Origin of the sequence: Frankia alni ACN14a (assembly GCF_000058485.1) — a bacterium.
Taxonomy (GTDB): Bacteria; Actinomycetota; Actinomycetes; order Frankiales; family Frankiaceae; genus Frankia; species Frankia alni.
Window position 1 is genome coordinate 2,833,595 of sequence record NC_008278.1, and the last position, 24,469, is coordinate 2,858,063.

The 24,469-nt window shown below is 68.1% G+C and carries 24 protein-coding genes and 2 pseudogenes; 11 read left to right on the forward strand and 15 right to left on the reverse strand.

What is annotated here, in order from left to right; translation table 11 throughout:
* Nucleotides 1–74 precede the first annotated feature (74 nt).
* From FRAAL_RS11285 to FRAAL_RS11295, 4 genes are all read left to right on the forward strand, one after another.
* Nucleotides 75–1,421 carry a KR domain-containing protein gene (locus FRAAL_RS11285; RefSeq protein ID WP_157892049.1) on the forward strand — a complete coding sequence of 449 codons (1,347 nt, stop codon included), beginning with the start codon at nucleotides 75–77 and terminating at the stop codon, nucleotides 1,419–1,421.
* Nucleotides 1,418–2,209 carry a hypothetical protein gene (locus FRAAL_RS11290; protein ID WP_011603742.1) on the forward strand — a complete coding sequence of 264 codons (792 nt, stop codon included), beginning with the start codon at nucleotides 1,418–1,420 and terminating at the stop codon, nucleotides 2,207–2,209. The genes FRAAL_RS11285 and FRAAL_RS11290 overlap by 4 nt, the downstream gene beginning before the upstream one ends.
* Nucleotides 2,210–2,480: 271 nt before the next feature.
* On the forward strand, nucleotides 2,481–3,677 hold the full coding sequence (locus FRAAL_RS32915; protein ID WP_157892050.1) for a hypothetical protein: 1,197 nt from the start codon (nucleotides 2,481–2,483) through the stop codon (nucleotides 3,675–3,677).
* Nucleotides 3,674–4,528, forward strand: a complete 855-nt coding sequence (locus FRAAL_RS11295) for a glycosyltransferase (RefSeq protein ID WP_011603744.1) — start codon at nucleotides 3,674–3,676, stop codon at nucleotides 4,526–4,528. Before FRAAL_RS32915 ends, FRAAL_RS11295 begins: the two co-directional genes overlap by 4 nt.
* 188 nt (nucleotides 4,529–4,716) lie before the next feature.
* On the opposite strand, the gene FRAAL_RS30345 is transcribed toward FRAAL_RS11295, so the two are convergent.
* The 5 genes from FRAAL_RS30345 to FRAAL_RS36330 form a co-directional block, all read right to left on the reverse strand.
* Nucleotides 4,717–5,349 carry a helix-turn-helix transcriptional regulator gene (locus FRAAL_RS30345; protein WP_050997087.1) on the reverse strand — a complete coding sequence of 211 codons (633 nt, stop codon included), beginning with the start codon at nucleotides 5,347–5,349 and terminating at the stop codon, nucleotides 4,717–4,719.
* Nucleotides 5,350–5,487: 138 nt separating this feature from the next.
* Nucleotides 5,488–5,862 (reverse strand): hypothetical protein, encoded by a 375-nt coding sequence (locus FRAAL_RS35790; protein WP_011603746.1) that lies wholly within the window; start codon nucleotides 5,860–5,862, stop codon nucleotides 5,488–5,490.
* Complete coding sequence (locus FRAAL_RS35795) at nucleotides 5,832–6,125, reverse strand: Rossmann-fold NAD(P)-binding domain-containing protein (protein ID WP_011603747.1); 294 nt, start codon at nucleotides 6,123–6,125, stop codon at nucleotides 5,832–5,834. The genes FRAAL_RS35790 and FRAAL_RS35795 overlap by 31 nt, the downstream gene beginning before the upstream one ends.
* Nucleotides 6,126–6,520: 395 nt before the next feature.
* Complete coding sequence (locus FRAAL_RS36325) at nucleotides 6,521–7,756, reverse strand: epoxide hydrolase family protein (protein ID WP_011603748.1); 1,236 nt, start codon at nucleotides 7,754–7,756, stop codon at nucleotides 6,521–6,523.
* Complete coding sequence (locus FRAAL_RS36330) at nucleotides 7,753–7,980, reverse strand: SDR family NAD(P)-dependent oxidoreductase (protein WP_011603749.1); 228 nt, start codon at nucleotides 7,978–7,980, stop codon at nucleotides 7,753–7,755. The genes FRAAL_RS36325 and FRAAL_RS36330 overlap by 4 nt, the downstream gene beginning before the upstream one ends.
* A gap of 451 nt (nucleotides 7,981–8,431) precedes the next feature.
* On the opposite strand from FRAAL_RS36330, the gene FRAAL_RS30350 reads away from it, so the two are divergent.
* Both FRAAL_RS30350 and FRAAL_RS36070 read left to right on the forward strand, forming a co-directional pair.
* Nucleotides 8,432–9,070, forward strand: coding sequence for a MarR family winged helix-turn-helix transcriptional regulator (locus tag FRAAL_RS30350; protein WP_011603751.1), 639 nt, complete (start codon nucleotides 8,432–8,434; stop codon nucleotides 9,068–9,070).
* On the forward strand, nucleotides 8,982–9,245 hold the full coding sequence (locus FRAAL_RS36070) for a transposase (protein ID WP_162137467.1): 264 nt from the start codon (nucleotides 8,982–8,984) through the stop codon (nucleotides 9,243–9,245). Before FRAAL_RS30350 ends, FRAAL_RS36070 begins: the two co-directional genes overlap by 89 nt.
* On the opposite strand, the gene FRAAL_RS36075 is transcribed toward FRAAL_RS36070, so the two are convergent.
* The 9 genes from FRAAL_RS36075 to FRAAL_RS11365 all read right to left on the reverse strand — a co-directional run bounded on the left by FRAAL_RS36075 (nucleotide 9,182) and on the right by FRAAL_RS11365 (nucleotide 18,094).
* Complete coding sequence (locus FRAAL_RS36075; protein WP_083866766.1) at nucleotides 9,182–9,661, reverse strand: helix-turn-helix domain-containing protein; 480 nt, start codon at nucleotides 9,659–9,661, stop codon at nucleotides 9,182–9,184. The genes FRAAL_RS36070 and FRAAL_RS36075 overlap by 64 nt on opposite strands.
* Nucleotides 9,658–12,285: an ATP-dependent chaperone ClpB gene (gene clpB, locus FRAAL_RS11330; RefSeq protein WP_041939163.1), complete on the reverse strand. Its 2,628-nt coding sequence runs from the start codon at nucleotides 12,283–12,285 to the stop codon at nucleotides 9,658–9,660. The genes FRAAL_RS36075 and clpB overlap by 4 nt, the downstream gene beginning before the upstream one ends.
* Nucleotides 12,276–12,599, reverse strand: a complete 324-nt coding sequence (locus FRAAL_RS11335; RefSeq protein ID WP_011603755.1) for a chaperone modulator CbpM — start codon at nucleotides 12,597–12,599, stop codon at nucleotides 12,276–12,278. The genes clpB and FRAAL_RS11335 overlap by 10 nt, the downstream gene beginning before the upstream one ends.
* On the reverse strand, nucleotides 12,596–13,570 hold the full coding sequence (locus FRAAL_RS11340; RefSeq protein WP_011603756.1) for a DnaJ C-terminal domain-containing protein: 975 nt from the start codon (nucleotides 13,568–13,570) through the stop codon (nucleotides 12,596–12,598). The genes FRAAL_RS11335 and FRAAL_RS11340 overlap by 4 nt, the downstream gene beginning before the upstream one ends.
* A gap of 1 nt (nucleotide 13,571) precedes the next feature.
* On the reverse strand, nucleotides 13,572–14,186 hold the full coding sequence (locus FRAAL_RS11345; protein ID WP_041939164.1) for a nucleotide exchange factor GrpE: 615 nt from the start codon (nucleotides 14,184–14,186) through the stop codon (nucleotides 13,572–13,574).
* Nucleotides 14,179–16,119 (reverse strand): molecular chaperone DnaK, encoded by a 1,941-nt coding sequence (gene dnaK / locus FRAAL_RS11350; protein WP_041939165.1) that lies wholly within the window; start codon nucleotides 16,117–16,119, stop codon nucleotides 14,179–14,181. Before dnaK ends, FRAAL_RS11345 begins: the two co-directional genes overlap by 8 nt.
* A gap of 190 nt (nucleotides 16,120–16,309) precedes the next feature.
* On the reverse strand, nucleotides 16,310–16,780 hold the full coding sequence (locus FRAAL_RS11355; RefSeq protein WP_011603759.1) for a YflT domain-containing protein: 471 nt from the start codon (nucleotides 16,778–16,780) through the stop codon (nucleotides 16,310–16,312).
* A 470-nt stretch (nucleotides 16,781–17,250) separates the two neighbouring features.
* Nucleotides 17,251–17,691, reverse strand: coding sequence for a DUF1931 family protein (locus FRAAL_RS11360; RefSeq protein ID WP_231861611.1), 441 nt, complete (start codon nucleotides 17,689–17,691; stop codon nucleotides 17,251–17,253).
* Nucleotides 17,692–17,737: 46 nt separating this feature from the next.
* Nucleotides 17,738–18,094 carry a hypothetical protein gene (locus FRAAL_RS11365; protein WP_011603761.1) on the reverse strand — a complete coding sequence of 119 codons (357 nt, stop codon included), beginning with the start codon at nucleotides 18,092–18,094 and terminating at the stop codon, nucleotides 17,738–17,740.
* A gap of 404 nt (nucleotides 18,095–18,498) precedes the next feature.
* On the opposite strand from FRAAL_RS11365, the gene FRAAL_RS11370 reads away from it, so the two are divergent.
* Together FRAAL_RS11370 and FRAAL_RS31610 are read left to right on the forward strand one after the other, a co-directional pair.
* The gene (locus FRAAL_RS11370; RefSeq protein WP_157892051.1) at nucleotides 18,499–20,430 is read left to right on the forward strand and encodes an FAD-dependent oxidoreductase; all 1,932 of its coding nucleotides are present in this window, start codon (nucleotides 18,499–18,501) and stop codon (nucleotides 20,428–20,430) included.
* A 132-nt stretch (nucleotides 20,431–20,562) separates the two neighbouring features.
* Nucleotides 20,563–20,988: pseudogene (locus tag FRAAL_RS31610) on the forward strand (SDR family oxidoreductase); the annotation flags it as partial.
* 166 nt (nucleotides 20,989–21,154) lie between these two features.
* On the opposite strand, the gene FRAAL_RS11380 reads toward FRAAL_RS31610, so the two are convergent.
* Complete coding sequence (locus FRAAL_RS11380; protein WP_063822630.1) at nucleotides 21,155–22,804, reverse strand: AMP-binding protein; 1,650 nt, start codon at nucleotides 22,802–22,804, stop codon at nucleotides 21,155–21,157.
* A 403-nt stretch (nucleotides 22,805–23,207) separates the two neighbouring features.
* Here FRAAL_RS11380 and FRAAL_RS31615 point away from each other — a divergent pair.
* The 3 genes and pseudogenes from FRAAL_RS31615 to FRAAL_RS35545 all read left to right on the forward strand — a co-directional run bounded on the left by FRAAL_RS31615 (nucleotide 23,208) and on the right by FRAAL_RS35545 (nucleotide 24,441).
* Nucleotides 23,208–23,741 (forward strand): annotated as a pseudogene (locus FRAAL_RS31615) (CoA transferase).
* Nucleotides 23,726–24,061 carry a CoA transferase gene (locus FRAAL_RS35540; protein ID WP_505474303.1) on the forward strand — a complete coding sequence of 112 codons (336 nt, stop codon included), beginning with the start codon at nucleotides 23,726–23,728 and terminating at the stop codon, nucleotides 24,059–24,061. The pseudogene FRAAL_RS31615 and the gene FRAAL_RS35540 overlap by 16 nt, the downstream one beginning before the upstream one ends.
* Nucleotides 24,058–24,441 (forward strand): CoA transferase, encoded by a 384-nt coding sequence (locus FRAAL_RS35545; RefSeq protein ID WP_256789106.1) that lies wholly within the window; start codon nucleotides 24,058–24,060, stop codon nucleotides 24,439–24,441. The genes FRAAL_RS35540 and FRAAL_RS35545 overlap by 4 nt, the downstream gene beginning before the upstream one ends.
* Nucleotides 24,442–24,469: the final 28 nt, after the last annotated feature.

Consider the following 24,469-nt stretch of genomic DNA (forward strand, 5'->3'; position numbering starts at 1 on the left):
CACGTACGCGGATCGTGGAGGTGGCCGAGCTCACTGGCGGTGAAGGCGCGAGCCCGATAGGAGAAGTGGCCCGGATGTTGCGTGAGCAGCCGGGCCCGCGGTGGCTGGTCTGGGTGTCGGTGCCCGCGGTCACGCCGGCGGCGGTGAGCAGCGTCCACGGGGCTCGCACCATGGCCGAGCTGGCCTGCCTGCGGGCTGCGGCCCGTGGGCTGGTGGAAGGCTGGGAGGAACACGGCCTCGGCGGTATGATCGTGGTCGTCGGATCGGGCGGTGGCCTGGATGAACTGGGCGACCCGGGTAACGGGGCGCTCACCGGCTTCGCGAGCGCGCTGGGCCAGGAGTACCCGGAGTCCGGGATCGCCGTGGTCGACGTCGGGGACCAGAGATCCGCGGCGCTCGCGAGCCGAATCGTCGGCTTGGGGCGCCCGCCCGCCGGTCACCACGAGCTCGGCCTGAGCGGAGCCGGCTACCTGGCGACGGACCTTGTGCCCGTGCGGTCGTCGGTCGTGGACGCCGGTTCGGCCCCGCCCGGCACGGGTGTGCTGGACGCTCTGCGGGAGCCGGACGCCGCCGTGGTGGTATCCGGCGATGTGAGCGGCATCGTCGCCCGCATCGTGTGCTCCGCCGCCGAAGGGCTGGCCGGTCCGGCGCCCGGACAACTCTTCCTGCTCGGTCCGACTTCCCCCGTCGGCGGCCCGTCGCGCCGGGCGCTGGACGCGGTGGAGGTCCAGGCGATGGTGACCCGCCTCCGGGCCGCCGGCATCCGGGTACACCACGTCGGGGTGGATGTCCGCGCTGCCCGGGGGATGCGCGAGTTCGGCGAACGGCTCCGCCTCGACGCGGTGACGGTCCGCACCGTGGTTCACATCGCGGGCAGCGGACGGTCCGGCGGGATCGCCGACACGCCCGTCGGAGAGTGGGAAGCGGCCGTGGCAGCGGAGGTCGTGGGCTTCGACAACCTGCTGTCCGCCGCCGGGGACGGCGTCCGCCTGGTCATCGCGCACGGTTCGCCGGTCGCCATGCTGGGCCCGCCGGCTGGCACGGGGCGTTCGGCCGCCAACGAGTATCTCGCCCGATCCGTGTCGCGGCTGCGGGCGGAGCGCCCCGGGGTTGTGGCCCAGTACGTCGAATGGCCGCTGTGGGAGGGCCTCGAGGTCGACGACGCCGCGGCGGGCACCACCCGGTTCGCGGGCGCGAGCCTGGACCGTCTTCCCGTGGATCGCGGGGTGGCGTGGGCCTCCGTGCTCGCCGGACAGGCGGCCACGCTTCCGGCACGCCTGGCCGTGCTTCCCGCCCCCGTTCCGCCGCTCGCCCGGGTCGCGCTCAGCGGCCCTTCGGACCGACGCGGCGTAGGAGCGACTACCGGGCCCGTGCCGGGGCGCTGTGATGTGGCCGACGCAGGCGAAGGAGAACGGACGTGAAGGAAGGCCCGATGACGACCGGCAGCGCCTGCTCGTTGCCCGAAGCGGCCCCGCAGGCCCCGCAGGCCCCGCACGAGCCGAACACGGCACCTCTCCCCGAACCCGCGTCCCGGGTATGGGCGGCCAGGGTCTTCCCGGTGGAGCCGTCCCCGGTCGAGCTGCCCGCGCTGTGGGGACGGCCCCTGGACATGGCGCTCCACATCATCGAATGGGTGCACCGGCACGTACGGAAGGCCGAGGTGGACGAGCGGTGGCTGCGTGAGCGGTTCCTGCGCCGCACGCCGGCGGAGATCCTTTCCGAGGGGATCACCTTCGGTGTGCGGCCGTGCCCGGAGCGTACGGTCGTCGCCTCCACCGCGCTGTGCGTGAACGACATTCCCCACACGGTGGTCGCGCATGAGTTCCAGTCGTCAAAGACCGAACCGCCGCTCCTGCATTTTGCGATCGAACTGGATACGGACGACGGTTCATACTTCTTTGACTTCGGCTGGGAGACGATGTTCATCCGCGGCTCCTACACCGTCGGCGAGGGGCCCAAACGGATGATCGGCCTGCAACGCATTCCGATGCCACCCGGCTCCGGGCCCCTCCTGCTGAACGCCCGGCCGCTGGAGCTTCTCCACCTGGTGTCGAGCAAGGAATTCGATGTAGACGAGATGATCGACCGACAGGTCGCCGACCTCGGCCGCGGGATCAGCCCGCGCCTGCTCGAGGAACGCCTCATCTTCAACCATGCGGCCAGTATGTTCAATGCCGAGGCAAGCCGCCAGGGCAATGCCGGGCGTTGAAGCGACCGGGGATCTACGCGATCCGTGACCACCTGCTGTGACCCGGTGGGGCCCCGTCGAGGGAGTGAAATCGTGGCGATCAGCGACAACGACCGCTGGCTATGCAGCTGCCACCGGAGCTCGGAGATACACGGCGCGCTGCTCCGCGAGCTGGCGTGTCGGCACGAAATCCGCGGGGAGTCGATCGATTTCACGCTGTAAACTTCCTGCCATCCGCGCCTGCCTTGGAGGCAAATTGACGCGCCAATCTGTTCGGCTATCGACGGTCGTGATGACCCATCCGCGGCGGGATGAGGCGGCCCGCCGGCTGCAGAGTCAGTATCCGGAACTGGAGATGCGGATCGTACATGATCCGGATCCTTCCGGGCCGCCGGCCACATTGCGGACCGCGAGGCTGGCATGGAAGACGGTCGCCGAGAGCGCGACGCATCATCTGGTGCTGCAGGACGACGTGGAGCTATGCGACGAGTTCGCCGCGGCAGCATATCAGGCGATCGCCTCAGGGCCATCCGGGCCGCTGTCGTTCTTTGCCAACTGGGCATCTCGCTCTGGTCAGCTGGTACGGCTGGCAGCTCTGAGCGGTGCGTCCTGGGCCCCGGTGATGGATCCCTACATTCCCACCCAAGCGCTGTTGCTGCCGGCTCCGCTGGCCCTTGAGTTTGCGGAGTTCGCAGAGACCCTTCCGTCCACCGTCCCCGACAATCAGGCCATGGCCCACTTTCTTCGGAGTAAGGAGATGACCGCCAGTGTGTGTTGCCCCAACTTGGTCGAGCATGCGGATGCGGACAGCCTGCTGCTACACGATGTCATGTTCGGGGTGCGCAGATCGGTAGTCTTTCCACGTAATGGTGAGCAAGTGTCCGGAGCCCTCGAAAGCGGAACGGTGGAGTCGCGATGCATCCCTCACTTCGAGAGCCTCTCCGGCTTCTCCATTGTCTTCTTCAGGGAGGGTCGGGGAGATGAATCGACATGGAGCATGACGTCTCACGAAGTACTCGGCGATTGTGGAATGTCCAAGTCCGACATCGTCGGAAAATTCCGCGAGGACCTGGCGAAGAATCCGCAGGCAGCGCCGCCGGTGTCAGGTCTCAGTCACCCTTTCGTCTTTCAGTTGTGGATAACCTCATTCATTCTCGGGGCAGTCGCGTCACAACTTCTCGGCGGTCCCGATCGCGACGTCCTGGACATAGGATTGAAGCGCCCCTGGGCACGTCAGGCGTTGGAGACCATACCGGCCGGAAAGCTGCGAAGATTCGTACCCGCGGAGCAGCTTGCAGAGGCCTCCGCACGACTGCTGGGACTCTGTACGGATGCTCTTGGAGCCGGCTTCGTGGCGCCCGCCCAATGGCCAGAACTACTTGACATTCCCTTCCGCTTCAAGGAACCCGAACATCATAAAAGGCGAGGCTCTGCGTACCCTGACACTAGGTCGACAGGGCTGAGTCGAGCAGGCGGGAATGGTTCATGAATGGGCGGCTACTCTGTAGCGTCATTGTCCCGACATACAATCGAGCAAGGTTACTCGACTACACGTTGGCATCGCTTCTTAGACAGAGCATCAACGTACAGCAATTCGAGGTTCTGGTTGTCGATGACGGCTCCAGCGACTCGACGCCTGACGTGGTCGAACAATACAGCTCCTACCTCACGCTCCGCTACTTCACGCAGCAGGACGCGGGGTACCGTGCGGCCAAGGCCCGTAATGTCGGTATAGCCAACGCGAGCTCGGACATCTGCGTCTTCCTCGACTGCGGTGTAATTGCGCATTCCGAATGCCTGCGCGCCCATGTGAATGTCCATGCCGCTCAATCCTGTTCGACGGCCGTCTGCGGATACGTCTACGGACTGAGCTTCGATGATCACGATGCCGATGCGATCCGCAAGGGAATCGATCTGACCCGTCTGGACGAAGAATTGGCCGGACTCTCCCTCGCGTCCAGATGGGAGGATCCGCGCGAGACGTTCTACCGGAAATATTCGGACTCCTTCGGTGGTCTGCCCGCGCCCTGGGTCGTCTACTGGACCTGCAACGCGTCGGCCAGAACGAGTCAGCTCTGCGAGGTCGGAATGTTCGACGAGGCGTACCGATCCTGGGGGGCCGAGGACATCGATCTCGGCTACCGGTTGCATCGAGCGGGCACGCGATTTGTCCTCAGCCGCGAGGCGGCATCGCTGCACTGGCCACATCCGAAGGACCGTGCCGCCAACACCGCCTCGGTCATGGATAACTACGCCTACTTCAGGTTGACCTACGACGACCCCGCGGTGCGGTTGGTGGGCCGCGTTCCCTTGTTCGAACTCAACGACCTGCTCCTGTGATCGTGACCGGCACTCGCCGAGGAGTGCTTACCGACGATCCTCACCTCACCTCACCTCACCCCGCTCCGCCCCCGCCGCAGCACTCGACCGCATCCTGCGCTGGTCCCGGTAGCGGTGCCGCCACCGGGCCAACACCCAGGACCAGCCACTGCCGGCGCAGGGGCCATCAATGCGCAGAGGCCACCAGATCAAGCTGGCCTGCTGTCGTTGTTCGGGTGGGCGGCGCCCGGCCGACGCGGGGATGATACCGCAGAAGAAGTTATTCCGAGGGGGATTCCCGCCTTTTTCACGGCATCGAGTCGCGACACCGCCCCCAGCTTCATCAGAATATTGCTGACATGACGTTTGACCGTGTCCTCGGTGATTCCGAGCCGACGCGCAATCTGCATGTTCGTCGCGGCCTCAGCCACAATCTCTATGACCTCCATCTCTCGCTTGGAGAGTACTTCGCGCACGCCCGGCAGCGCCTCTCCCTCGTCGTCGCGAGGCAGGATGACGACCTTGGAATCCTGGTCGTTCAGAAGCAGCCAGACGGTGGCGAGCAGGTGGTCCCGGCGGGTCGCGATCGGCAGGTAAGCACTCGCCCCGCGGCGAAGAAAGGCCTGGGCTGTCGACATGTTGCTGTCCCGCCCGAGCACCAGGACCCGAGAATGCGGATATGCAGCAATCGCCTGATCAACCCGTGTCACATCCGTCTCGAAGGGGCCGCTGGCGTCGACAATCGTCACCTGGACGTTCGCGATGCCCTCTCCGAGTGCAGGGAGGATGTGACCATCGTCCACCGTAGCGGCAACAAAAGCGTAGTCGGCTGACTCGATCATTCTTGCGAGACCGTCGCGCAGCAATGCATTACCGCTGATTAGAAGTGTCCCAGCGCGTACCGTTTCGTCGCGGTGCACCCACTCCTCCAAAGATCGATCACGCCGTGCGCTCTCCAGGAAACGATCTTGTGCAACGTGCTATGAGGATTCATTGTCGCCGAGCCCGGCCGGCCGCCCCTCTGGGCAGTGGACCAGCAAGCCGGAGGAGCACCGCGCGGACTTTCCATGCGACTGGTGCCGGCCGCCGGCGTGGAGGCGCAGGTTAAGGCCGGTGATGTGCTTGGCGTCGTCGGAGGCGAGGAAAAGGAACAGCGCCAGCGAGCCGACGGCGCTCGGCTCGATGTGCGGAATCGGCATCGTCTCCAAAGCCGCAAACGCCTTCTCGGCGCCCTCGCGGGTGGTTTTCTCCAGGCTGGGGCGGAACGACCTGCAGATGGGGTCGTTCTGCAGCAGGCCGATCGCGCCGGCGTTTGCCGCGCCGATCAGGTCGACATCAGTTCCATCGACGAACACGCCCGCCAGCGAAAGGTCGTGCCACGGGCAGAAGCCCGCCTACCCGAGTACGATTTCCAGCCCCGACCGAGTGCGTCGATCACCTTGACGATCTGCGCGAGAATCTCCGGCGTCGCCCGCGGAAAGGGAACGCTCGCGATCGGCTCACAGAGGTCCACCGCGATGACGTCCGCGCCCGCGATCGTCAGCCGCACCGCGTGGCTGAGGCCCTGGCCACCCGCGGTTCCGGTGATCAACGAGACCCTGCCGTCGAGCTTGCCCATAGTGAATCCTTCCGGGGTCGTTCGGGTTGACGGTGCGGCCCGCTCGGCGGCGGGCCGGCCGGCGACGACTCGCGACGGGTCGGCATAAAAAGTCCACGACTTTTCGGTGATCTCGGTGACGACGCTCCATGCCGACGAGATCGCCCTTGTTGATCACGGACGACGACGCCTTGACGACGACTGACAAGGTGACACCGGTGGCCGCGCCAGCTCGCGTAGTCGGCGAGTGCCAGGTTCCGCACTCGACAGGTGATCTCCGACATCAGCCAGCCTGTTCCCGGCGTCCGATCTGGTTATCGTGGTGACTCCGATCATCTCGTCCGGTCGGCCTGCGCTGGCCGATCACCGTCATTGGTCCGACTGACTACGAAAATAGAATGAAACGGGTTTTACGGTCAACCGGCCAGCGTGGCGACAGGGCAGCCGCCGAGCGCCGAAAGTCCTCGGCCCCGCGAGGCCCAGGGGCCGCTGCCTGGGCAAAACCAGCCTGCCCCGAGCCGGCTGTGCTGGCGAGCGACGACTCGAAGTCTTTCCGGCGGGCGCGCTACCTCGGCGGCGGCCCCTCGGCATTGCCGAGGGACTGTCAGACGGTGCGACGGCCGCTGGGGCGGGCCGCATGGAGAGGACGGACGGGCACCGGCTTCAGCCAGACGAGGTGTCCGCCGGCACTGACGCACGGGTGACGTCAACGGAGAAGGATCTCGGGGCACGAGTTCGCTCGTCACGCGCAGCAGCATCAGTCCGAGAGCGTCGCGCGTCAGGGTGTAAACGACCACACCATAACCATCCGGCCCGCCCGACATGGGCACTGCCCGGCAGATAGACGCGCAGGTCACCGCCCAAATCGGGGTCTGGAGCCCCACAGGGTTCGGTGAAGAGCGGCTCGGCGACATCACGGACAGCCGTCCCGGTGCGTAGACTCTCATCGCTGCGCGCGCATGAGGCTGACGGCTTTGCGTACTTCCGCCGTGAAGAGGTCGGGTTCCTCCCAGGCGGCGAAGTGGCCGCCGCGGGAACGTCGCGAAGTTGAGGTGGATACCCTCAAGTCCGGCGGGCTGCAGCGCGGCGATCTCTTCGGTGACGGCGGCGCCGAGGTTGCCGCCCTGCGCGTACCAGTGGTGGTAGCCGTGCCGTTCCATGAGGGTGCTCCAGGCCCGCGCGGTGCGCTTGAAGTCCCATCCCGGTTCCGTGGGGGGCTGGGAGAAACCGAAGCCGGGCAGGCTGGGAATGACCAGGTGGAAGGCATCGCTGACGGCCCCGCCGTGGTCCTGGGGGTGGGTCAGTGGGGCGATCACGTGCCGGAATTCCAGGACGGAACCCGGCCAGCCATGGGTCATGAGCAGCGGAGTGGCGTCCGCGTGGGGTGAGCGGATGTGGAGGAAGGCGATGTCCAGGCCGTCGATCTGGGTGGTGGAGTGGTTGTAGGAGTTGAGGAGTTGTTCGGCCAGGCGCCAGTCGTAGCTGGTGCACCAGTACTTCACGAGACTTTTGATCCTGGCAAGCTGGGGGCCCTGGCTGGTGTCTGTGACGGTCTCGGGGGCCGGCCAGCGCGTGCGGTCCAGACGGAGGTGCAGGTCTTGCAGGTCCGCCTCGGGAACGGCGATCGGGGAGGGGACGACGGGGTGGGTCATGGTGTGCTCCGGTCGACGGTGATGGTGGTGCCGGAGATGTGCCGGCCTCCTTCGCCGGCGAGGTGTGCGACGGTTGCCGCGATGTCCGAGAGGTCCGAGGGGTCCGCTGCCGCGATGTCCGAGGGGTCCGCGTAGCGGCCGAGCGGTGTGGCATCGCGGAAGATTGCGGCCATGGGGCCGTCTGCCGGGTTGGCCTCGGTGTCGGTCGAGCCGGGCTGGACCATTACCGCGGTGATGCCCTGGGGCCGACCTCACGGGCCATTGCTCGCGTCAGGCCGCCCAGCGCGGATTTGCTCGCCGTGTCCACGACGGCGCCGGGGATGGGGACACGGTCGGCGAAGTTCGGCCGCACTGTTCACGGCGCCGGACAGGGCTTCGGCGTCAGCGCTGTCCGCCGGCAGCCCGATCGCGGAACGTCCCAGCTCCTGGAGCTCCTCGGCCGGCGCTGCCGCCTGCTCGTGAGAGTTGGTGTAGGTGAAAGCGACGTCGGCGCCCTCCTGGTCCCAGCCTTCGCACGGTTGCGGCACCGATGCCGCTGCTTCCCCCGTGACCAGAGCGGCCTGGCCGGACGGTTTGTCATCGTGCCCTCCAGCTTCTTCCTGTCACTTTCCTTGCCTAAGCAAGTGTTATCCTAGTTTCCTTGCTTAGGCAAGTTATCTCGGGCAAGATGGCAGAGTGGCCGAGCCCATCCCGCTGAGCCCGCAGGAAGAGCAGCTCGTGCGCCAGATCGGGCGCCTGGTGCATGGTTTGCCACGCTTCCTCGAAGATGACATGGCCGGTGCGGCCGGGATCGCCATGACCGACTTCGCGGTGCTGATCGTCCTGGCGGAGGCGCCGGGCCAGCGCCTGCGCATGGCCGATCTGGCGTGGCAGGTGGGACTCACCCCCAGCCGTATCACCCGCGTCGTCGACGGCCTGCGCACGCGGGATCTCGTCACGAAGGGGCGTGACCCCGGCGACGCGAGAAGCAACGTCGCGGCCCTCACGGCCACAGGACGCATCGCGGCCCGCGAAGCTCAGCCTCACTACGTGGCGAGCGTGCGCCATCGCATCCTGACCCACATCCCGCCCGAGACCATGGCCGCAACCATCGAGGGCATCAGCCGCGTCACCGACGCACTGCTTTCTGACTACGGTCCGCGGCGCGAGCGGGGCCTGACCCAGGAGTCTGGACACCGGAGTGACCCGGATCCTGATGGCGCAGGAGAGCGGAGTCCCCGTGGGGATGAAGTACTACCCCGCCGAGGTCAAGGCGGACGTGGTCGCGCTGTGCCGGTCCCGTCCGGGAGCGACGATCAAGTCGGTCGCTGCTGATCTCGGCGTGAACACCGAGACGATCCGGACCCGGATCCGGGCCGCCGACGGTCGCCGGTCCGGTGCTCACTTCGCACCGCCGGCGGCGCCGCGGCCTGGTGATGACGCGGTTCAGGCGGACGCAAACGCCGCTCCGCCGCCGGCGTCGGCGCCGGCGTGGTGGGATTCTTCGTGACGGCGGATCCGGGTCCGCCCCGCAAGGGCATCACTCCCGGTGGGCCACAAGTCGGCCATGAGCACCCGAAAGATCGCGGTCCTGTTCGCGAAGCACCGATAGACCGACGTACCGGTGCGCCCGGACGCTTCGCCGAACGCCTCTACTGTGACCCCGTGGTAGCCCCGCGCACCGAACAGCGCACGAGCCGCCTCGATGATCTCGGCCTGGACGCGGTTGCCGTGACGGCCCAGAGCGAGGGCATCATCCTGCGGAACGCGGTGGACCGGGATGGGCCCCACCAGACGCCACGGCCAGATCCTACGAGTTACCAACACCCGGTAATGGTGGTTCGGCGGTGCCGTAGGCGGAGTCGCCGAGGACCTCGCCGGGGGTGTCCACCCGCGGCTGAGTACCGCGCCCGCCGCGGCCGTCATCCCCCTTGCATCGCGGGCACGTCATGCGTGACAGTGAGACGGCCCTCGATCAGGTCGACGGTGACGCGGGAGCCGTCGGTGACGTCGCCGGCGACCAGTGCCCGGGCGATCCGGGTCTCGACCTCGCGTTGGAGGAACCGCCGCAGCGGCCTGGCGCCGAAGACCGGGTCGAACCCCTCCCGGGCGATGAACAACCGGGCCGGCTCGGTGATCTCCAGGGTGATCCGGCGGTCCGCGAGCCGCCGGCGCAGGTCCTCCACCAGCAGGTCGACGACCTGTTCGATCTCGGCCAGGGTCAGCGGCTTGAACAGGACGATCTCATCGAGCCGGTTGAGGAACTCGGGGCGGAAACGTTCTCGCAGCTCGGCCATCACCCGGGCCCGCGCCTCGGGTTCGATCTTGCCGTCGGGCGTCACCGCGTCCATCAGCCACTGCGAGCCGATGTTCGACGTCATGATGATCACCGTGTTGGTGAAGTTCACGGTGCGGCCCCGCGCGTCGGTCAGCCGGCCGTCGTCGAGGACCTGCAGGAGCGTGTTGAACACATCCGGATGCGCCTTTTCGATCTCGTCGAAGAGGACCACGGAGTACGGCTTGCGGCGCACCGCCTCGGTGAGCTGCCCGCCCTCCTCGTAACCGACATAGCCCGGAGGAGAGCCGATCAGCCGGCTGACCGTGTGGCGCTCCTGGTACTCGCTCATGTCGATGCGGATCATCGCCTCCTCGGCGTCGAACAGCGCCTCGGAGAGCGTGCGCGCGAGCTCGGTCTTCCCCACGCCGGTCGGTCCCAGGAAGATGAACGACCCGACCGGGCGCCGGGGATCCCTGATACCGGAGCGCGCGCGGATGACGGCGTCCGCCACCAGGCCGACGGCCTCGTCCTGGCCGACCACCCGCTGATGCAGGATGTCGTCCAGGCGCAGCAGCTTCTCGCGCTCGCCCTCGACGAGCCGGGTGACGGGGATGCCGGTCCAGCGGGACACGATGTCGGCGATCTCCTCCTCGGTCACCAGTTCACGCAGCAGCGGTTGCCCGTGCTGGCGGCCGGCCAGTCGTTCCTCCTCGGCGGCCAGCCGGCGTTCCAGCTCCGGGAGTTGGCCGTGGCGCAGCTCGGCGGCGGTGTTGAGGTCGTAGGCCCGCTCGGCTTCGTCCGCGCGCCGGCGGACGTGCTCGATCTCCTCGCGCAGCTCCTGAACCTTGCGGATGGCCTGGCGCTCGGATTCCCACTGGGCGCGCATCGCGTCGGCCTCCGCGCGCAGGTCGGCGAGTTCCTTGCGGAGCTGGTCGAGCCGGGCGACGCTGGCCGGGTCGCTCTCCTTCGCCAGCGCGGCCTCCTCGATCTCCAGCCGGGTGACCTTGCGGGTGGTCTCGTCGAGCGCGGTGGGCATCGAGTCGATGTCGGTGCGGAGCATGGCGCACGCCTCGTCGACGAGGTCGATCGCCTTGTCGGGCAGGAACCGGTCGGAGATGTAGCGGTGCGACAGCACGGCCGCGGCGACCAACGCACCGTCCTGGATCCGCACGCCGTGGAAGATCTCGAACCGTTCGCGCAGTCCGCGCAGGATGGAGATGGTGTCCTCCACCGACGGTTCGTCGACCAGCACCGGCTGGAAGCGGCGTTCGAACGCGGCGTCGGATTCGATGTGCTTGCGGTACTCCTCGACGGTGGTGGCGCCGATGAGGTGCAGTTCGCCGCGGGCGAGCATCGGCTTGAGCATGTTCCCGGCGTCCATCGATCCCTCGGCGGCACCGGCGCCCACGACGGTGTGCAGCTCGTCGACGAACAGCAGGATCCGGCCTTCGGCCGCCCTGACCTCGCCGAGGACGGCCTTGAGCCGCTCCTCGAACTCGCCCCGGTACTTGGCTCCGGCGACCAGCGCCGCCAGGTCGAGCTGGAACACCGTCCGGTCGCGCAGTCCCTCAGGTACATCGCCCCGGTGGATGCGCTGGGCGAGGCCCTCGACGATCGCCGTCTTGCCGACCCCGGGGTCGCCGAGCAGCACCGGATTGTTCTTCGTCTTGCGGGAGAGGATCTGCACGATCCGGCGGATCTCGGAGTCGCGGCCGATGACCGGGTCGAGCCGATCGTCGCGGGCCTCCGCGACCAGGTCGCGGCCGTACTTCTCGAGCGCCTCGTAGGTGGCCTCGGGGTTCGCGGACGTCACCCGCTGGTTCCCGCGCACCTCGGTCAGGGCGGCGAGCAGCTTCTCCCTGGTGAGGCCGTTCTGGGCGAGGATCCGGCCGGCGGCGCCGGACTGTCCCTCGTCGACGAGGGCGAGCAGGAGGTGCTCGACCGACACGTACTCGTCCTTGAGCCGACCGGCCTCCCTGCTGGCGGCGTCCAGCAGGCGGGACAGCCGCTGGGTCACGTACACCTCGCCGGGTCGCGCGCCGGGTCCGGACACCCTGGGCCGGCGCCGCAGTTCGTTCTCGACCGCTTCGGCGACCGCGGCCGGATCTCCGCCCGAGGCGATCAGCAGGCGGCGCACCAGTCCCTCGGGTGGTTCGAGCAGCGCGGCCAGCAGGTGCTCGCCGTCCACCTCGACCTGGCCGAGGCGCACCGCTCGTGCCTGCGCGGCGTCAAGAGCCTCGCGGGACTTCTCGGTCAGCTTGTTCATGTCCATGGATGCACCTCGCCTCGGGCGGGTCGGGCACGGAGGAGCCGTTCGAGTTCGTCGATCCGGTCGAGCAGGTCGAGCACGACCCCGGTCGCCGTGTAGGTGATGCCGAGGTCGCGGCGCAGCCGTTCGATCCGGCCGGCGCGTGCCACCGCCGTCATCGCGAGTGTGTAGTGGCCGGCGGGGTCGATCTCCGCGTCGAGGAGACCCAGCGTCACCAGCCGTCGGACGAGGTCGGGATGCAGGTGCGCCGCGCCACAGAACGCGTCGAGGTCGAGGCCCTGGGTACGGGCGCCGGCGCGCACGAGCAGCGTCGTCATGACCTCTCCCTGGGGTTGAAGGACGAGACCTCCGCGAGCTCGCGGAACAGCTCCGTCTCCCGCGCGGTGGGGTTGGCCGGGACCATGATTCGGGCGTGCGCGTAGAGGTCGCCGGCGCGGTCACCGCGCCTCGAACCACGCGCCGGGCGGGGCAGGCCCTTGCCGCGCAGGCGGAGCTTGCGGCCGGTGGAGGTGCCGGGCTGGACGGTGACGGTCACCTGCTCGCCGTCCGGGATGGTGATGGCGACCTTCGTGCCGAGCACGCCCTCCCATGGCGCGAGGGGCAGATCGGTGTGCACGTCCCGGCCTTCGACCCAGAATCGGGGGCCGGGCACCAGCCGCACCACGAGGTAGAGGTCGCCCGGATCCCCGCCGTCCCGGCCGCGGCCGCCTTGGCCCGCGAGCCGCAGCCGCTGCCCGTGCATCACTCCGGGCGGGATGGTGACCTGGACCTCGCGAGGTCCGGTCGGGCCCGCCAGGGTGACCCTGCGCCGACCGCCTTGGTAGGCCTCGGCGAGGGTGACGTCGATCTCGGCTTCCTGGTCGGCACCGGACACCGGTCCCGCCCGGCCTCGGCCGCGGAAGAAGCCGCCGCCCGTGCCGCCGAACAGGTCCTCGAAGTCGAACCCCTCGAACCCCTCGAACCGGAAGCCCGGGCCACCGGCGCCGGCACGCGCCCCGGCACCCGCGCCTGCGCCCGCCCATCGTTCGGCGCCTTCGGGCATCCGGCGGAAATCCCGGCCGAACCGGTCGTAGCGCGCCCGGGTGTCGGGATCGGAGAGCACGTCATACGCCTCCGACAGGTCCTTGAACCGCTCCTCGGCCCCAGGATCGGAGTTGACGTCGGGGTGGTACTGGCGGGCGAGTTTCCGGTACGCCCGCTGGATCGCGTCGGCGTCGGCGTTCCGGGGAACCCCGAGGATCTCGTAGAAGTCCTCGTTGGCCCGATTCGTGGTCTGGCCGCTGCTCATGTCACGATGCTTCCGACTCGGTATCCGGTTCTGGTCCCTTTCCTGGTTCCGACCCGGTATCCCGCCTTGGCCCGTCGTTCGATTTTTCTCCGTTGTTCGATTCTGGTCCGTTGTTCGGTTTCGGTCCGGCGCTCACGGCCACGGACGCGGGGCGCAGTACACGGCCGTCGGCCTGGTAGCCCGGGCGGAGTACCTCCACGACGGTGCCCGCCGGGGGAGGACGGGACGTCGAGCCGCTGTCGACGACGGCGCCGACCTCGTGACGGGTCGGGTCGAAGGCGCCGGTCTCGTCGTCGAGCCGAGTGACCCCGGAGTTCCGCAGCGCGCCCAGAGCGAGCTGGCGTACCCCGCGTACCCCGTCGACGAGCGAGTCCGGGTCGGCGTCCGCGTGCGAGAGGGCGAGCTCAAGGTGATCCAGCACCGGCACCCACGCGAGAACCACACGATCCCGCTCGGCTGCCTTCGCGGCGCCGATCTCGCGTCCGGTCCGCCGACGGTAGTTGTCGAAGTCGGCGAGGGTACGCAGGTGGCTGGCCTGGCACTGCTCGAGCTTCGCGGCGAGGTCGGGTGCCGGGGTGGTCTCGGGCCGCTCGGCATCCGATCGGTTCTCACCCATCGTCATGCGTGGTGAAGTCGGCGTCGATGACGTCGTCCCCACCGGCCGAGGTCTCGCCCGGTCCACCGGCTCCAGCTCCGCCGCCTCCAGCTCCGGCTCCGGCTCCGGCGCCGCCGCTGGCCGTCGGTGCCGCCTCGCGCTGCGCTACGGCCGGGAGGCCGTAGAGGACCTGCTGGAGATCGTTGATGATCGGCCGGACGCGGTCGACGTCGGCGTGCTCCTCCAGCGCGCGGCGGGCGTCGGCGATGAGCTGTTCGGCGCGGGCCTTCTCGTGCACGGGGACCTGGTCGCCGAGTTCGGTGAGCCGCTGCTCGACCTGGTAGACGATCGTGTCGAGCTGGTTGCGGGCGTCGGCGTTCTCGCGCAGCCGGGCGTCCTCGGCCCGGTTGCGCTCGGCGTCGGCGACCATGCGCTGGATCTCGTCCTGCGGCAGGTTGGTGTTGTCCGAGATGGTGATCTGCTGTTCGGCGCCGGTGCCCTTGTCCTTCGCGGTGACGTTGAGGATGCCGTTGGCGTCGATGTCGTAGGTGACGTCGACCTGTGCCTGGCCGCGCGGGGCGGGTCGGATGCCCTCGAGCCGGAACCGGCCCAGCGTCCGGTTGTCGGCGGCCATCTCACGTTCGCCCTGGAGCACCACGATGTCGACGGCCGACTGGTTGTCCTCCGCCGTCGAGAACGTCTCGCTCCGGCGCGCGGGGATGGTGGTGTTGCGGTCGATCACCTTCGTGCTCACGCCACCGAGCGTCTCGACACCGAGGGAGAGCGGGGTGACGTCCAGCAGCAGCACGTCGGAGACCTCGCCCTTGATGACCGCGGCCTGGATGGCGGCGCCGACGGCGACGACCTCGTCCGGGTTGACCGTCATGTTCGGTTCCTTGCCGGCGGTCAGCCGGCGCACCAGGGCCTGCACGGCCGGCATGCGGGTGGCGCCGCCGACGAGGATCACCTCGTCGAGGTCCTGCTCGGAGACCTTCGCGTCCGCCATCGCCTGGCGCAGCGGCGGCAGGCATCGCTCGAGCAGATCGGCCGTGATCTTCTCGAACTGCGAGCGGGTGATGGTGGTGTTGAGGTGTCTCGGGCCGTTCGCGTCGGCGGTGATGAACGGCAGGTTGATCTGGGTCTGGGAGACAGTCGAGAGCTCGACCTTCGCCTTCTCGGCGGCTTCGAAGAGCCGCTGCAGTGCCTGCGGATCGTTGCGCAGGTCGATGCCGGTCTGGTTCCGGAACTCGTCGGCGAGGAAGTCGACGAGGCGGCGGTCCCAGTCGTTGCCGCCGAGATGGGTGTCGCCGGCGGTCGCCCGCACCTCGACGATGCCGTCGCCCACGTCGAGGACGGACACGTCGAAGGTGCCGCCGCCCAGGTCGAAGACCAGTACGGTCTCGTGCGACCTCTTGTCCATCCCGTAGGCCAGCGCGGCGGCGGTGGGCTCGTTGATGATGCGCAGCACGTCCAGGCCGGCGATCCGGCCGGCGTCCTTGGTCGACTGCCGTTGCGCGTCGTTGAAGTACGCCGGCACCGTGATCACGGCTTCGGTGACCTTTTCGCCGAGGAACTTGGCGGCGTCGTCGGCCAGTTTCCGGAGCACCATCGCCGAGATCTCCTCGGGGGCGTACTCGCGCCCGCGAACGACGATCCTTACTGCGTCTTCCTTTCCGGCGGTGATGTCGTACGTGACCGTCTTCAGCTCGCTGGTGACCTCGCTGTACCGGCGGCCGATGAACCGCTTGACCGCGGTGATCGTGCCTTTGGGATTGAGCACCGCCTGACGGCGGGCGAGTTCACCCACCAGCCGCTCGCCGCTCTCCGTGAAAGCAACGACCGAAGGCGTCGTGCGCGAGCCCTCAATATTGGGGACAACTGTCGGCTGGCCGCCCTCGACAACGGCGATGACCGAGTTCGTCGTCCCCAGGTCTATTCCTACTGCCTTACCCACGATGACCTCCCGGTGGGAGCCTTCTGGTGGAAGTGGCGGGGCCCCGGCAGTCCTCACGACCACGGTAGGACCGGCCGGACGAAGACCGCAACATGCCGCCACCCGGCGAACCAGTGCAAGACGGCGGAGCAGAGGCCGACACGTCCGCACGACGCGCCACCGCGCGCGCCGGGCCGGCGGACGATCAATGTCAGCTTCGGCTGCTCCCGGCGGACGAGAGCCGGCCGAACTCGGTCTGCGCCAGAAGCCGGGCCGCCTCGTGCGCCACGTCGGCATCGACGAGCAGGTCGTAGCGATCGGCACTCAGCGCCGACACGGAGACGAAATCCCGCCGGCCCCGGCTGAACGCGTACATGAGCAGGCCCATCAGAGCACCGAGGACTGCGCCGAAGATGGCTCCGTAGAGCGCGAGCAGCGCCGCTGCCTGGACAGGATTGATCCAGTTGAACAGGCCGAAGATCCAGCCGATCAGTGCGCCCGTGACGGCACCGGCGAGCGCCGACCGGCCTGCCGCGGACGCCCAGGTCAGCCGGCCCGTGACCTTCTCGACCGTGTGCAGGTCGCGGCCGACGATGGCGGTCCTTTCCACCGGGAAGTGAAGGTCGGCAAGTCGGTCGACGGCCCGTTCGGCATCGGCGTAGGTACTGAAGGTGGCGACCACTTGCTGCGACCCGACCGTGTGGCCGGTCCCGTCCGCACGGTCCGTTCCCCGCTCGCTGCGAGCATCATCGGGGCCCGGGTCGTCGCGGTGGAGAACCCCTGCTCGAGGAGCACCGGCTCCAAGGTCATTCGACCGTGAGCCGCGGGCACTGCCCCCATCTGTCGCGAAATTGCCATCACCATGTGACATATCGATCGCCCCCACCCGACGTGGGTCGTGATTGCACCACCGCGCAGGGCATCCAAGATGTTTCCCCGAACGACGCGGTCGTTCTGGAGAGCCTGCCCGCGTGCCGGGTACCCAACCGAGTGTGCCCAAGATCCCCGGGGGCCACCACATCGAGATCTCCGAGCCCTCGGCGACGCGGAGCGGCCGGGCGATCGAGGATGTTTCGGCCCGGGCTGACCTCACCACGCCTTCCCTTCCTCGCGTGCCTTCCCCCAGGTGTTCAAGGGAGGTTCACCGGCGGCTTAAAGGAGGAGGTCGAAGATGCGGCTGACGCGTTCCCATTCGCTGGGTCCGGGATTCTTGAGCTCCGGTTCGATGATCGTGAAGGCTCTGGCGAGTGCGAGGCTCAGTCCGCCGACGATGAGGGGAAGGCGGGCCGCGGTGTCGTCGCTCAGGGCAAGGTCCAGCGGGGGACGAGCCGCGATCTGTTCCAGGATGGGACGCAGCTCGATCTCCTCGTCGAGATCCCGGAAATGATGTATGCTCTCCTGGAGGCCCTTGGTGATGGGCAGGTCCCAGGGTTCTATCACATCTCGGACGTTTGCCTTCGCGGTCGCCTGCGCCATGAGCAGCAGATCGTAGACCTTGTTGTTGACGAAATCGCCGTAACGCTTCACGTCGTTCTTGTCCATGTCCAGACCCGCGGCGATCCGGAAGAATCGCTCGAATCTGGTCACGCCCATAACCGGCATGGTGGTCCTCCCTCGGCTGGTCGTCGCGTGCGCGCCGCTATCCGGCGCGTACAACGTCAAGCATTCCATGCAGGTGGGCGGCGGCCTGTTCAACGTCGAAATGCTTGTACTGCCCGGCTCTCGACTCGGCAGACAGGACCCCGCACCGGTGCACGTTTTCGAAGTCACCGTAGGGGAACTTGTACCGCGTCCTCCGGCCCTCGCCGACCTTGTCGTCGATCCCCAGGTACCACCTCTGGTACTCACCGAGGCCATGCTCCTCGACGAACCTTCTCTCCCGCTGAGCTGACGGCTGATGCTCGCTCCAGTCGTCCCGCTCGTCCAGCATGACCTTCCTGTCCTCGATCAGCTTCCGGGCATGGTCATAGGCCTTTCTGTTCAGTCTCACCGCCATGATCTCCCTCGATCCTCATTGCTACGTTTCTACCCGGGTCCACTCTGCCCACGTCCACGTAGCCAGAGTGGAACGGGTGGGCTGGTTCCGCAAGAGATCAGTTCTCGAGCTCACATGAACGCTATCTCAGTAATGTCGCCGCATGCTCCCATGCCTCTGCGCGGGGCCGCGGGAGCCTGGGAAGGCCGCGGGAGCCTGGGAAGACAGCCGCGAACCGGCGATGTGTTTTCTGTTGGCCGCGGTGGGGCATCACGCCATTTTGGTCGCCGAGCAGGCAGGATAGAGGGTCATGTCCAATAACCGCGTGTTTCGTGACCGTAGGCTGGGGTGCGGGCCAGGAGGAACTGGCGATGGGCGCGATCGCCGGCGGCGGGGTGCTGGTTCAGGCCACTTCGAGGAGTCGTATGTCTGAGCGGCGCTCGACCACCGACCAGAACCTTCGACGGGAGCACGGCGCAACGGACGGGGAGGGACCGGCCGCCGCAGCCACGCCGACCTCCGCACGTAGGGACGCGTTCGACCCGACCGAGACTCCTGATCGGACCGAGACTCCTGATCTGACCGAGACACCCGACCTGTACGGGGCGTATCCCAGGCTGTCCGACGATCAGATCGCGACCCTGGCCGCCCGCGGGGAACGGCGCCAGGTCCGGGCCGGCGAGGTGCTGGTCCGGGAGGGCGAACGGACCGAGGAGTTCCTGGTCATCCTGCGTGGCAAGGTACTTGTGATCACCGGGTACGGCACCGACGAGGAACGGGTGGTCCGGGTGCACGGACCCGGTCGTTACCTCGGTGAGCTGGGTTTGCTGGAGGGCCAGGTCTCCTTCTTCACTGCGATCGCCGGCGAGGACGGCGAGATACTTGCGGTGCCGCTGGACGTCCTGCGGGAGGTGACAAACCGCGACGCCGGTCTCGGCGACGAGATCGTGCGGACCTGCTTCCAGCGCCGATCGATGCTGATCGGCCTGGGCGCCGGATTCCGGATCATCGGCTCCCGCTACAGCCCGGACAGCCGGCGGCTGCGGGAGTTCGCCGCGCGCAACCGGATGCCGCACCGGTTCGTGGACCTGGAACAGGACCGCGAGGCAGAGCAGGTGCTGCGCGCCGTCGGCCTGACGCCCCAGGACACCCCGGTGGTGATCTGGCGGGACACCCTGGTGCTGCGCAATCCGAGCAACATCGAGCTGGCCCAGGCCATCGGCCTGCCAGTGGGCCGATCGGACACGTCGGTGCGGGACGTGCTGGTCATCGGGGCCGGTCCCGGCGGGCTCGCGGCGGCTGTCTACGCCGCCTCGGAGGGGATGGCCACCACCGTGTTCGATTCCGTCGCCACCGGCGGGCAGGCGGGCACATCGTCCCGGATCGAGAACTACCTGGGCTTCCCCGCGGGGATCTCCGGGGCGGAACTCGCCGACCGCGCGGCCATCCAGGCGCACAAGTTCGGCGCCGAGATCAACGTGCCGGCCGAGGCGGTGGCGCTGGTACCGGACGGTGACCTGTACGTGGTCCGGTGCGACACCGGCGGCTCTCACACCGAGATCGTCAGCCGGACCGTAGTGATCGCCACCGGCGCGCGGTACCGCCGGCTGGACGTGCCCGGCATCGACAGGTTCGAGGGGACCGACGTCCACTACGCCGCGACGGTGATGGAGGCCCGCCTGTGCGCCAGCCGCCCGGTCGCGGTGGTCGGCGGTGGCAACTCCGCCGGGCAGGCCACGATCTTCCTGGCCGACATCGCGCCGGTCGTCCACCTGGTGGTCCGGGAGGACGACCTGGCCGCGAACATGTCGCGGTACCTGATCGACCGGATCATGCGGCATCCCCGGATTTTCGTCGTGCCGCACACGGAGGTCCAGCAGGTGCAGGGAGACGACTCGCTGCGAGCTGTCGTACTGCGTGACAAGCACACCGGTGAACAGCGCACGGTCCCGGCCGAGGCCCTGTTCGTCTTCATCGGCGCGAAGCCCTGCACCGGGTGGCTCGCGGACACCGTCGCGCTGGACGACCGCGGTTTCGTGCTCACCGGCACGGACGCGGAAGAAGCCATGACCAGGACCACCACCGCGACCAGTGCGGCAGGCAACGCCACGACCGCCGCCACGACCGCCGCCACGACGACGCGGGACGGCGCGCCGCGGCGTCCCGACTGCCGCACGAACATGCTGGAGACCAGTCAACCCGGCGTCTTCGCCGTGGGTGACGTGCGCAGCGGCACCGTCCGCCGAGTCGCCTCAGCCGTCGGCGAGGGCGCCACCGCCATCCGCATGTTGTACGCATACCTCGAAAGCACCGGCAGCCCGGCATCGGTGACCTTCAGAAGGAGCCGAGGCGGTTGAGGTCGTTCTCGGAGGCGGTGGTGGAGTTCCAGCCGGGGGAGGCGGCCCGGCGGCCTTCCGCACAGCGGCGGCTGGTGGCCTCGGCGAAGGTATGGAACGCGGCGGACGCCCACAAATTGGGCCATAAGTTCCGTGAACGGGCCGAGCACCGCTTCGTCGAAGAGGTCCGCGATGGTCACGGCCGGCAACGGCGGGTCGATCGTCTGTACCAGCTCGGGTGCGGGCGCGAAGTACGTGCAGAACCTCGCCGACTACAACCCCTCCAAGGCGGGCGTCATCGCCCTCGGTAGGACACTGGCCAACGAGCTTGCCGCCCAGCAGATCCGAGTCAACGTGCTGTGCCCCGGCACCGTGAACACCCCGCTCGTCACCGAGAACGCCGGCACGTTCAAGCTGTTCCGGCCCGATCTCGAGAACCCGACGATCGAGGACGCCAGGCCGGTCTTCGCCTCGATCATGCGGATGGGCCAGCCGTGGATCGAGCCGGTCGACGTCTCCAACGCCGTCGTCTTCCTCGCCAGCGACGAGGCGCGTTACATCACCGGCACGGTCATCCCGGTGGACCAGGGCTCGATGAACCGGGCTGTCGGACATGACTCGAGCACCACGGGATCCGGGTTGATGCCAGCCGCCCGGCCGCCCGTATCCGCCCGACGCGCAGTATTCACCAAAGTTCACCTCCCTGCCGGATCTCTCCCGGCACGGCGCGGGAGTGCGGGGCGGCTCATCGGTCCTCCGATGTCGGTTCGAGAAACGACGAGAGATCGCGGCGGAGCAGGAACTTCTGCACTTTCCCCGACGGCGTCCGCGGAAACTCCGTCGCGATGTGCAACCCTTCGGGCCACTTTACCTTGGTCAGGCCGGCGCCGAGCAGATGACGCCGCACCTGTTCCAGGTCCGGCCGTGTCGCTCCCGGCCGCAGCCGCAGCACGGCGTGCGCGCGTTCCCCTGTGCTTTCGTCGGGCATGCCGATCACAGCGGCTTCCACCACGCCGGGGAGGGCGAGCAGCACATTCTCGATCTCGCCTGGGCTGATGTTCACGCCGTTGCGGATGATGAGATCCTTGCTGCGACCGGTGATCGTCAACCAGCCTTCCGCATCGAGGAAGCCGATGTCGCCGGTCCGCAACCAGCCGTCGGCGTCGAACAGCTCCGCGTTCAGCTCGGGATCGAGGTAGCCGGTCATCAGGTCGGGACCGCGGGCGCAGACCTCGCCGGCCTCACCGGGCGCCGCCGTCTCGCCCGAATCCCGGAGAATCTTCAGCTCCACGCCGGGCAGCGGCCTGCCGTCCGTTGTCTCACGTTTGTCGGCCGGGTCGGTGACGGCGGCTCCGGTGATCGTGGGATGTTCGGTCAACCCGTAGCTGCGAACGACGTCGATGCCCAGCTGGCCGGCGCGTCTGGCGAGGGAGGTGGGCACGGGGGAGGCACCGAGCACGACGGAGTCGATCTGTGCCAGTCGTCCGGGGGTCAGGTCGGGAGAGTCAAGCAGGCTGGCCAGAAAATACACCGCCCCGGTGCCCGCGGAAAGGCCCGTGGCATCCATGGCAGCGAAGACGTCGGCGGGATCCCAGGTATCCATGAGGTTCACGGGCTGGCCGCGGTGAATCGGCAGCAGGAGGCCCAGCAGCATTCCCGCGGCATGGGAGATCGGGCCGCCGGTGAGCTGTGGCCGGCTCGAGGACGGGACCAGAATGGGTAGATGCGACCGGACTTCGGCGCACAGCGATCTGTGCGTGTGGACGACGCCTTTCGGCGCCGATCCGGTCCCGGAGGTGAATGCCAGCAGTGCGATCTGGTCGGGGTCCGTCCGTATCGGTTCGCTCGCGATCGGTTCGCTCGCGCGGTGCGCGACGAAGGCATCGAAGCCTTCGCAGCCGGTGGGCACCGGTCCACCCACGACGACGATGTGCTCAACCGAGGGTGCTGTCGACCTCAACGCTGTCACGACGTCGGAGCATCGGGCGGGATCGGCGCCTGAGGTGATAACGACTCGGGCCCGACTCAGTCGCGCGATTTTCCCCAGATCCGACCCGCTGACGTAGTGGGGAACAGGGACGGCCACCGCGCCCGCGAACGCCAGGCCGGCGAACGAGACGGCGGCCTCCAGCCAGTTGGGGAGGTGAAAGATGACCGGGTCGCCCGGTCGCACGTTGCGGTGGTGCAGGGAACCGGCCACTCGGGTGGCCAGATCCCGCACATCCCGATAGGTGCCGGAGTATGGCCGAGTTCGGGACCAGACGCGGAAGACCGTGTCCGGCCGGCCGGTGAGACCATGATCAATTAATTGTCCCAGGGTGGTGTCGTCCCACCAGCCCCGGCGGAGATAGTACTGGCGGCGTGACGCCTGGACCATCGAATCCTGACGGGTCATCCTGGCGCCCACCTTCTCGTGACATCGCTGCAACCGAATGATTTATGGACTATAGTACAGAAATTATCTCCAGGTAAAGCCCCAGCTGCGGGACCTGGCGGCCGAGTGGGTGCGGAAGTGCGGCGCCGACGGCGCCGGCGGCGCCCGGAGAAGATCTTGGTGGCTGTGTGGCCCGGGTCGCCGTGAATTGGCCTCCGGAACGCGTGGGCGAGCGAGTCCGCCTGATCGTCCGCCCGCAACCTGGAGCAAGGTTGGGAAATCTGAGCTGACCGCGCGGTGGAACGCGTCGGTCGCATCAGCCGGCGTGAGGTGAGCCCGCCAGGAAGAGGAGCTGATGCCAGGACCCTTACAGGATCTCCGGGTGCTCGAACTCGGCGGGATCGGCCCGGGGCCGCATGCCGCCATGCTGCTGGCCGATCTGGGGGCGGATGTCGTCCGGGTGGAGCGGCCGGCCAGTGGTCTGCAGGTACTGCCCGAAGAGGCAGAGGCCTGGATGCTGCGCGGCCGTAGTTCTGTTTCGGCGAATCTGAAGGAATCGCGCGGCCGTGATATCGTACTCGCGCTTGCCGGGCGCGCGGACGTGCTGATCGAGGGATAGCGCCCGGGCGTGACAGAGCGGCTCGGCGTGGGGCCCGACAACTGCCTCGAGCGCAACCCGCGCCTCATCTATGCGCGTGTGACCGGATGGGGCCAGGACGGGCCGCTGGCCCTGTGGGCGGGACACGACATCAACTTCATCTCGCTCACGGGAGTGCTCAACGCGATCGGGACCGAGGGCGCGCGGCCCACGCCGCCGCTCAACCTTGTCGGCGACTTCGGGGGCGGCTCGCTCTATCTGGTAATGGGTGTTCTGGCCGCCCTGTATGAGCGGGAACGGTCCGGCGAAAGACAGGTTCTCGACGCGGCAGTCGTCGACGGGACGTGCTCGCTCGCGTAGATGATGTGGGCGGGACGCGCGGGGGTGGCTGGTCGGACGAACCGGCGAGCAACCTGCTCGACTCCGAGGCTCCGTACTATGACACCTACAGCCTCGGGATGTTCCTCGCCGATCTCGATGCAGATGTGATCAAGGTTGAGGCGCCACCGCGGGGCGATTATCTGCGCTACTTTCTCGGCCAGCTCGAACCCGGTTACAGCGTGCCGCATCTGCAGGTGAACAAGAACAAGCGCTCAATCGCGCTGGACGTGCGCGCCGACGCTGGCCGGGAGGTGTTCTGGCGCCTGCTGGACGGTGCGGAGAGCTTCCTCGACGGATAGCCTTCGGGGCGAACGGGCCGTACCGTGGTATCCCGGCGCACGGGATGATGATGGGCGCGGTGGCCGGGGCGCACCTGCTGGCCCGCGGCGACGACGGGCTGCTGCACCCGCGGGAGCCGACCACGGCAGGCACCGAGATGGCCGACGAGGCAACGGTGGTGGGGGCGATGCAGGCTGCCCTCTACGCCTGCGCCGCCCTCATCCGGGCCCGCGAAACACGGATCTACAACCGCACCGGCGCCCCGCTCCTCGGCCAGCACAACACCGAGATCCTGCGCGACCTGCTCGGCCTCTCCGACGAAGCAGTCAAGACTCTCGAAGCCAACGGCGTCATCGGCACGGAACCCAGGACCGGTGGTCGTAGTCGTGGCATGCGGTAGCACGCACCGCGCCGGCCGAGGCCCATCA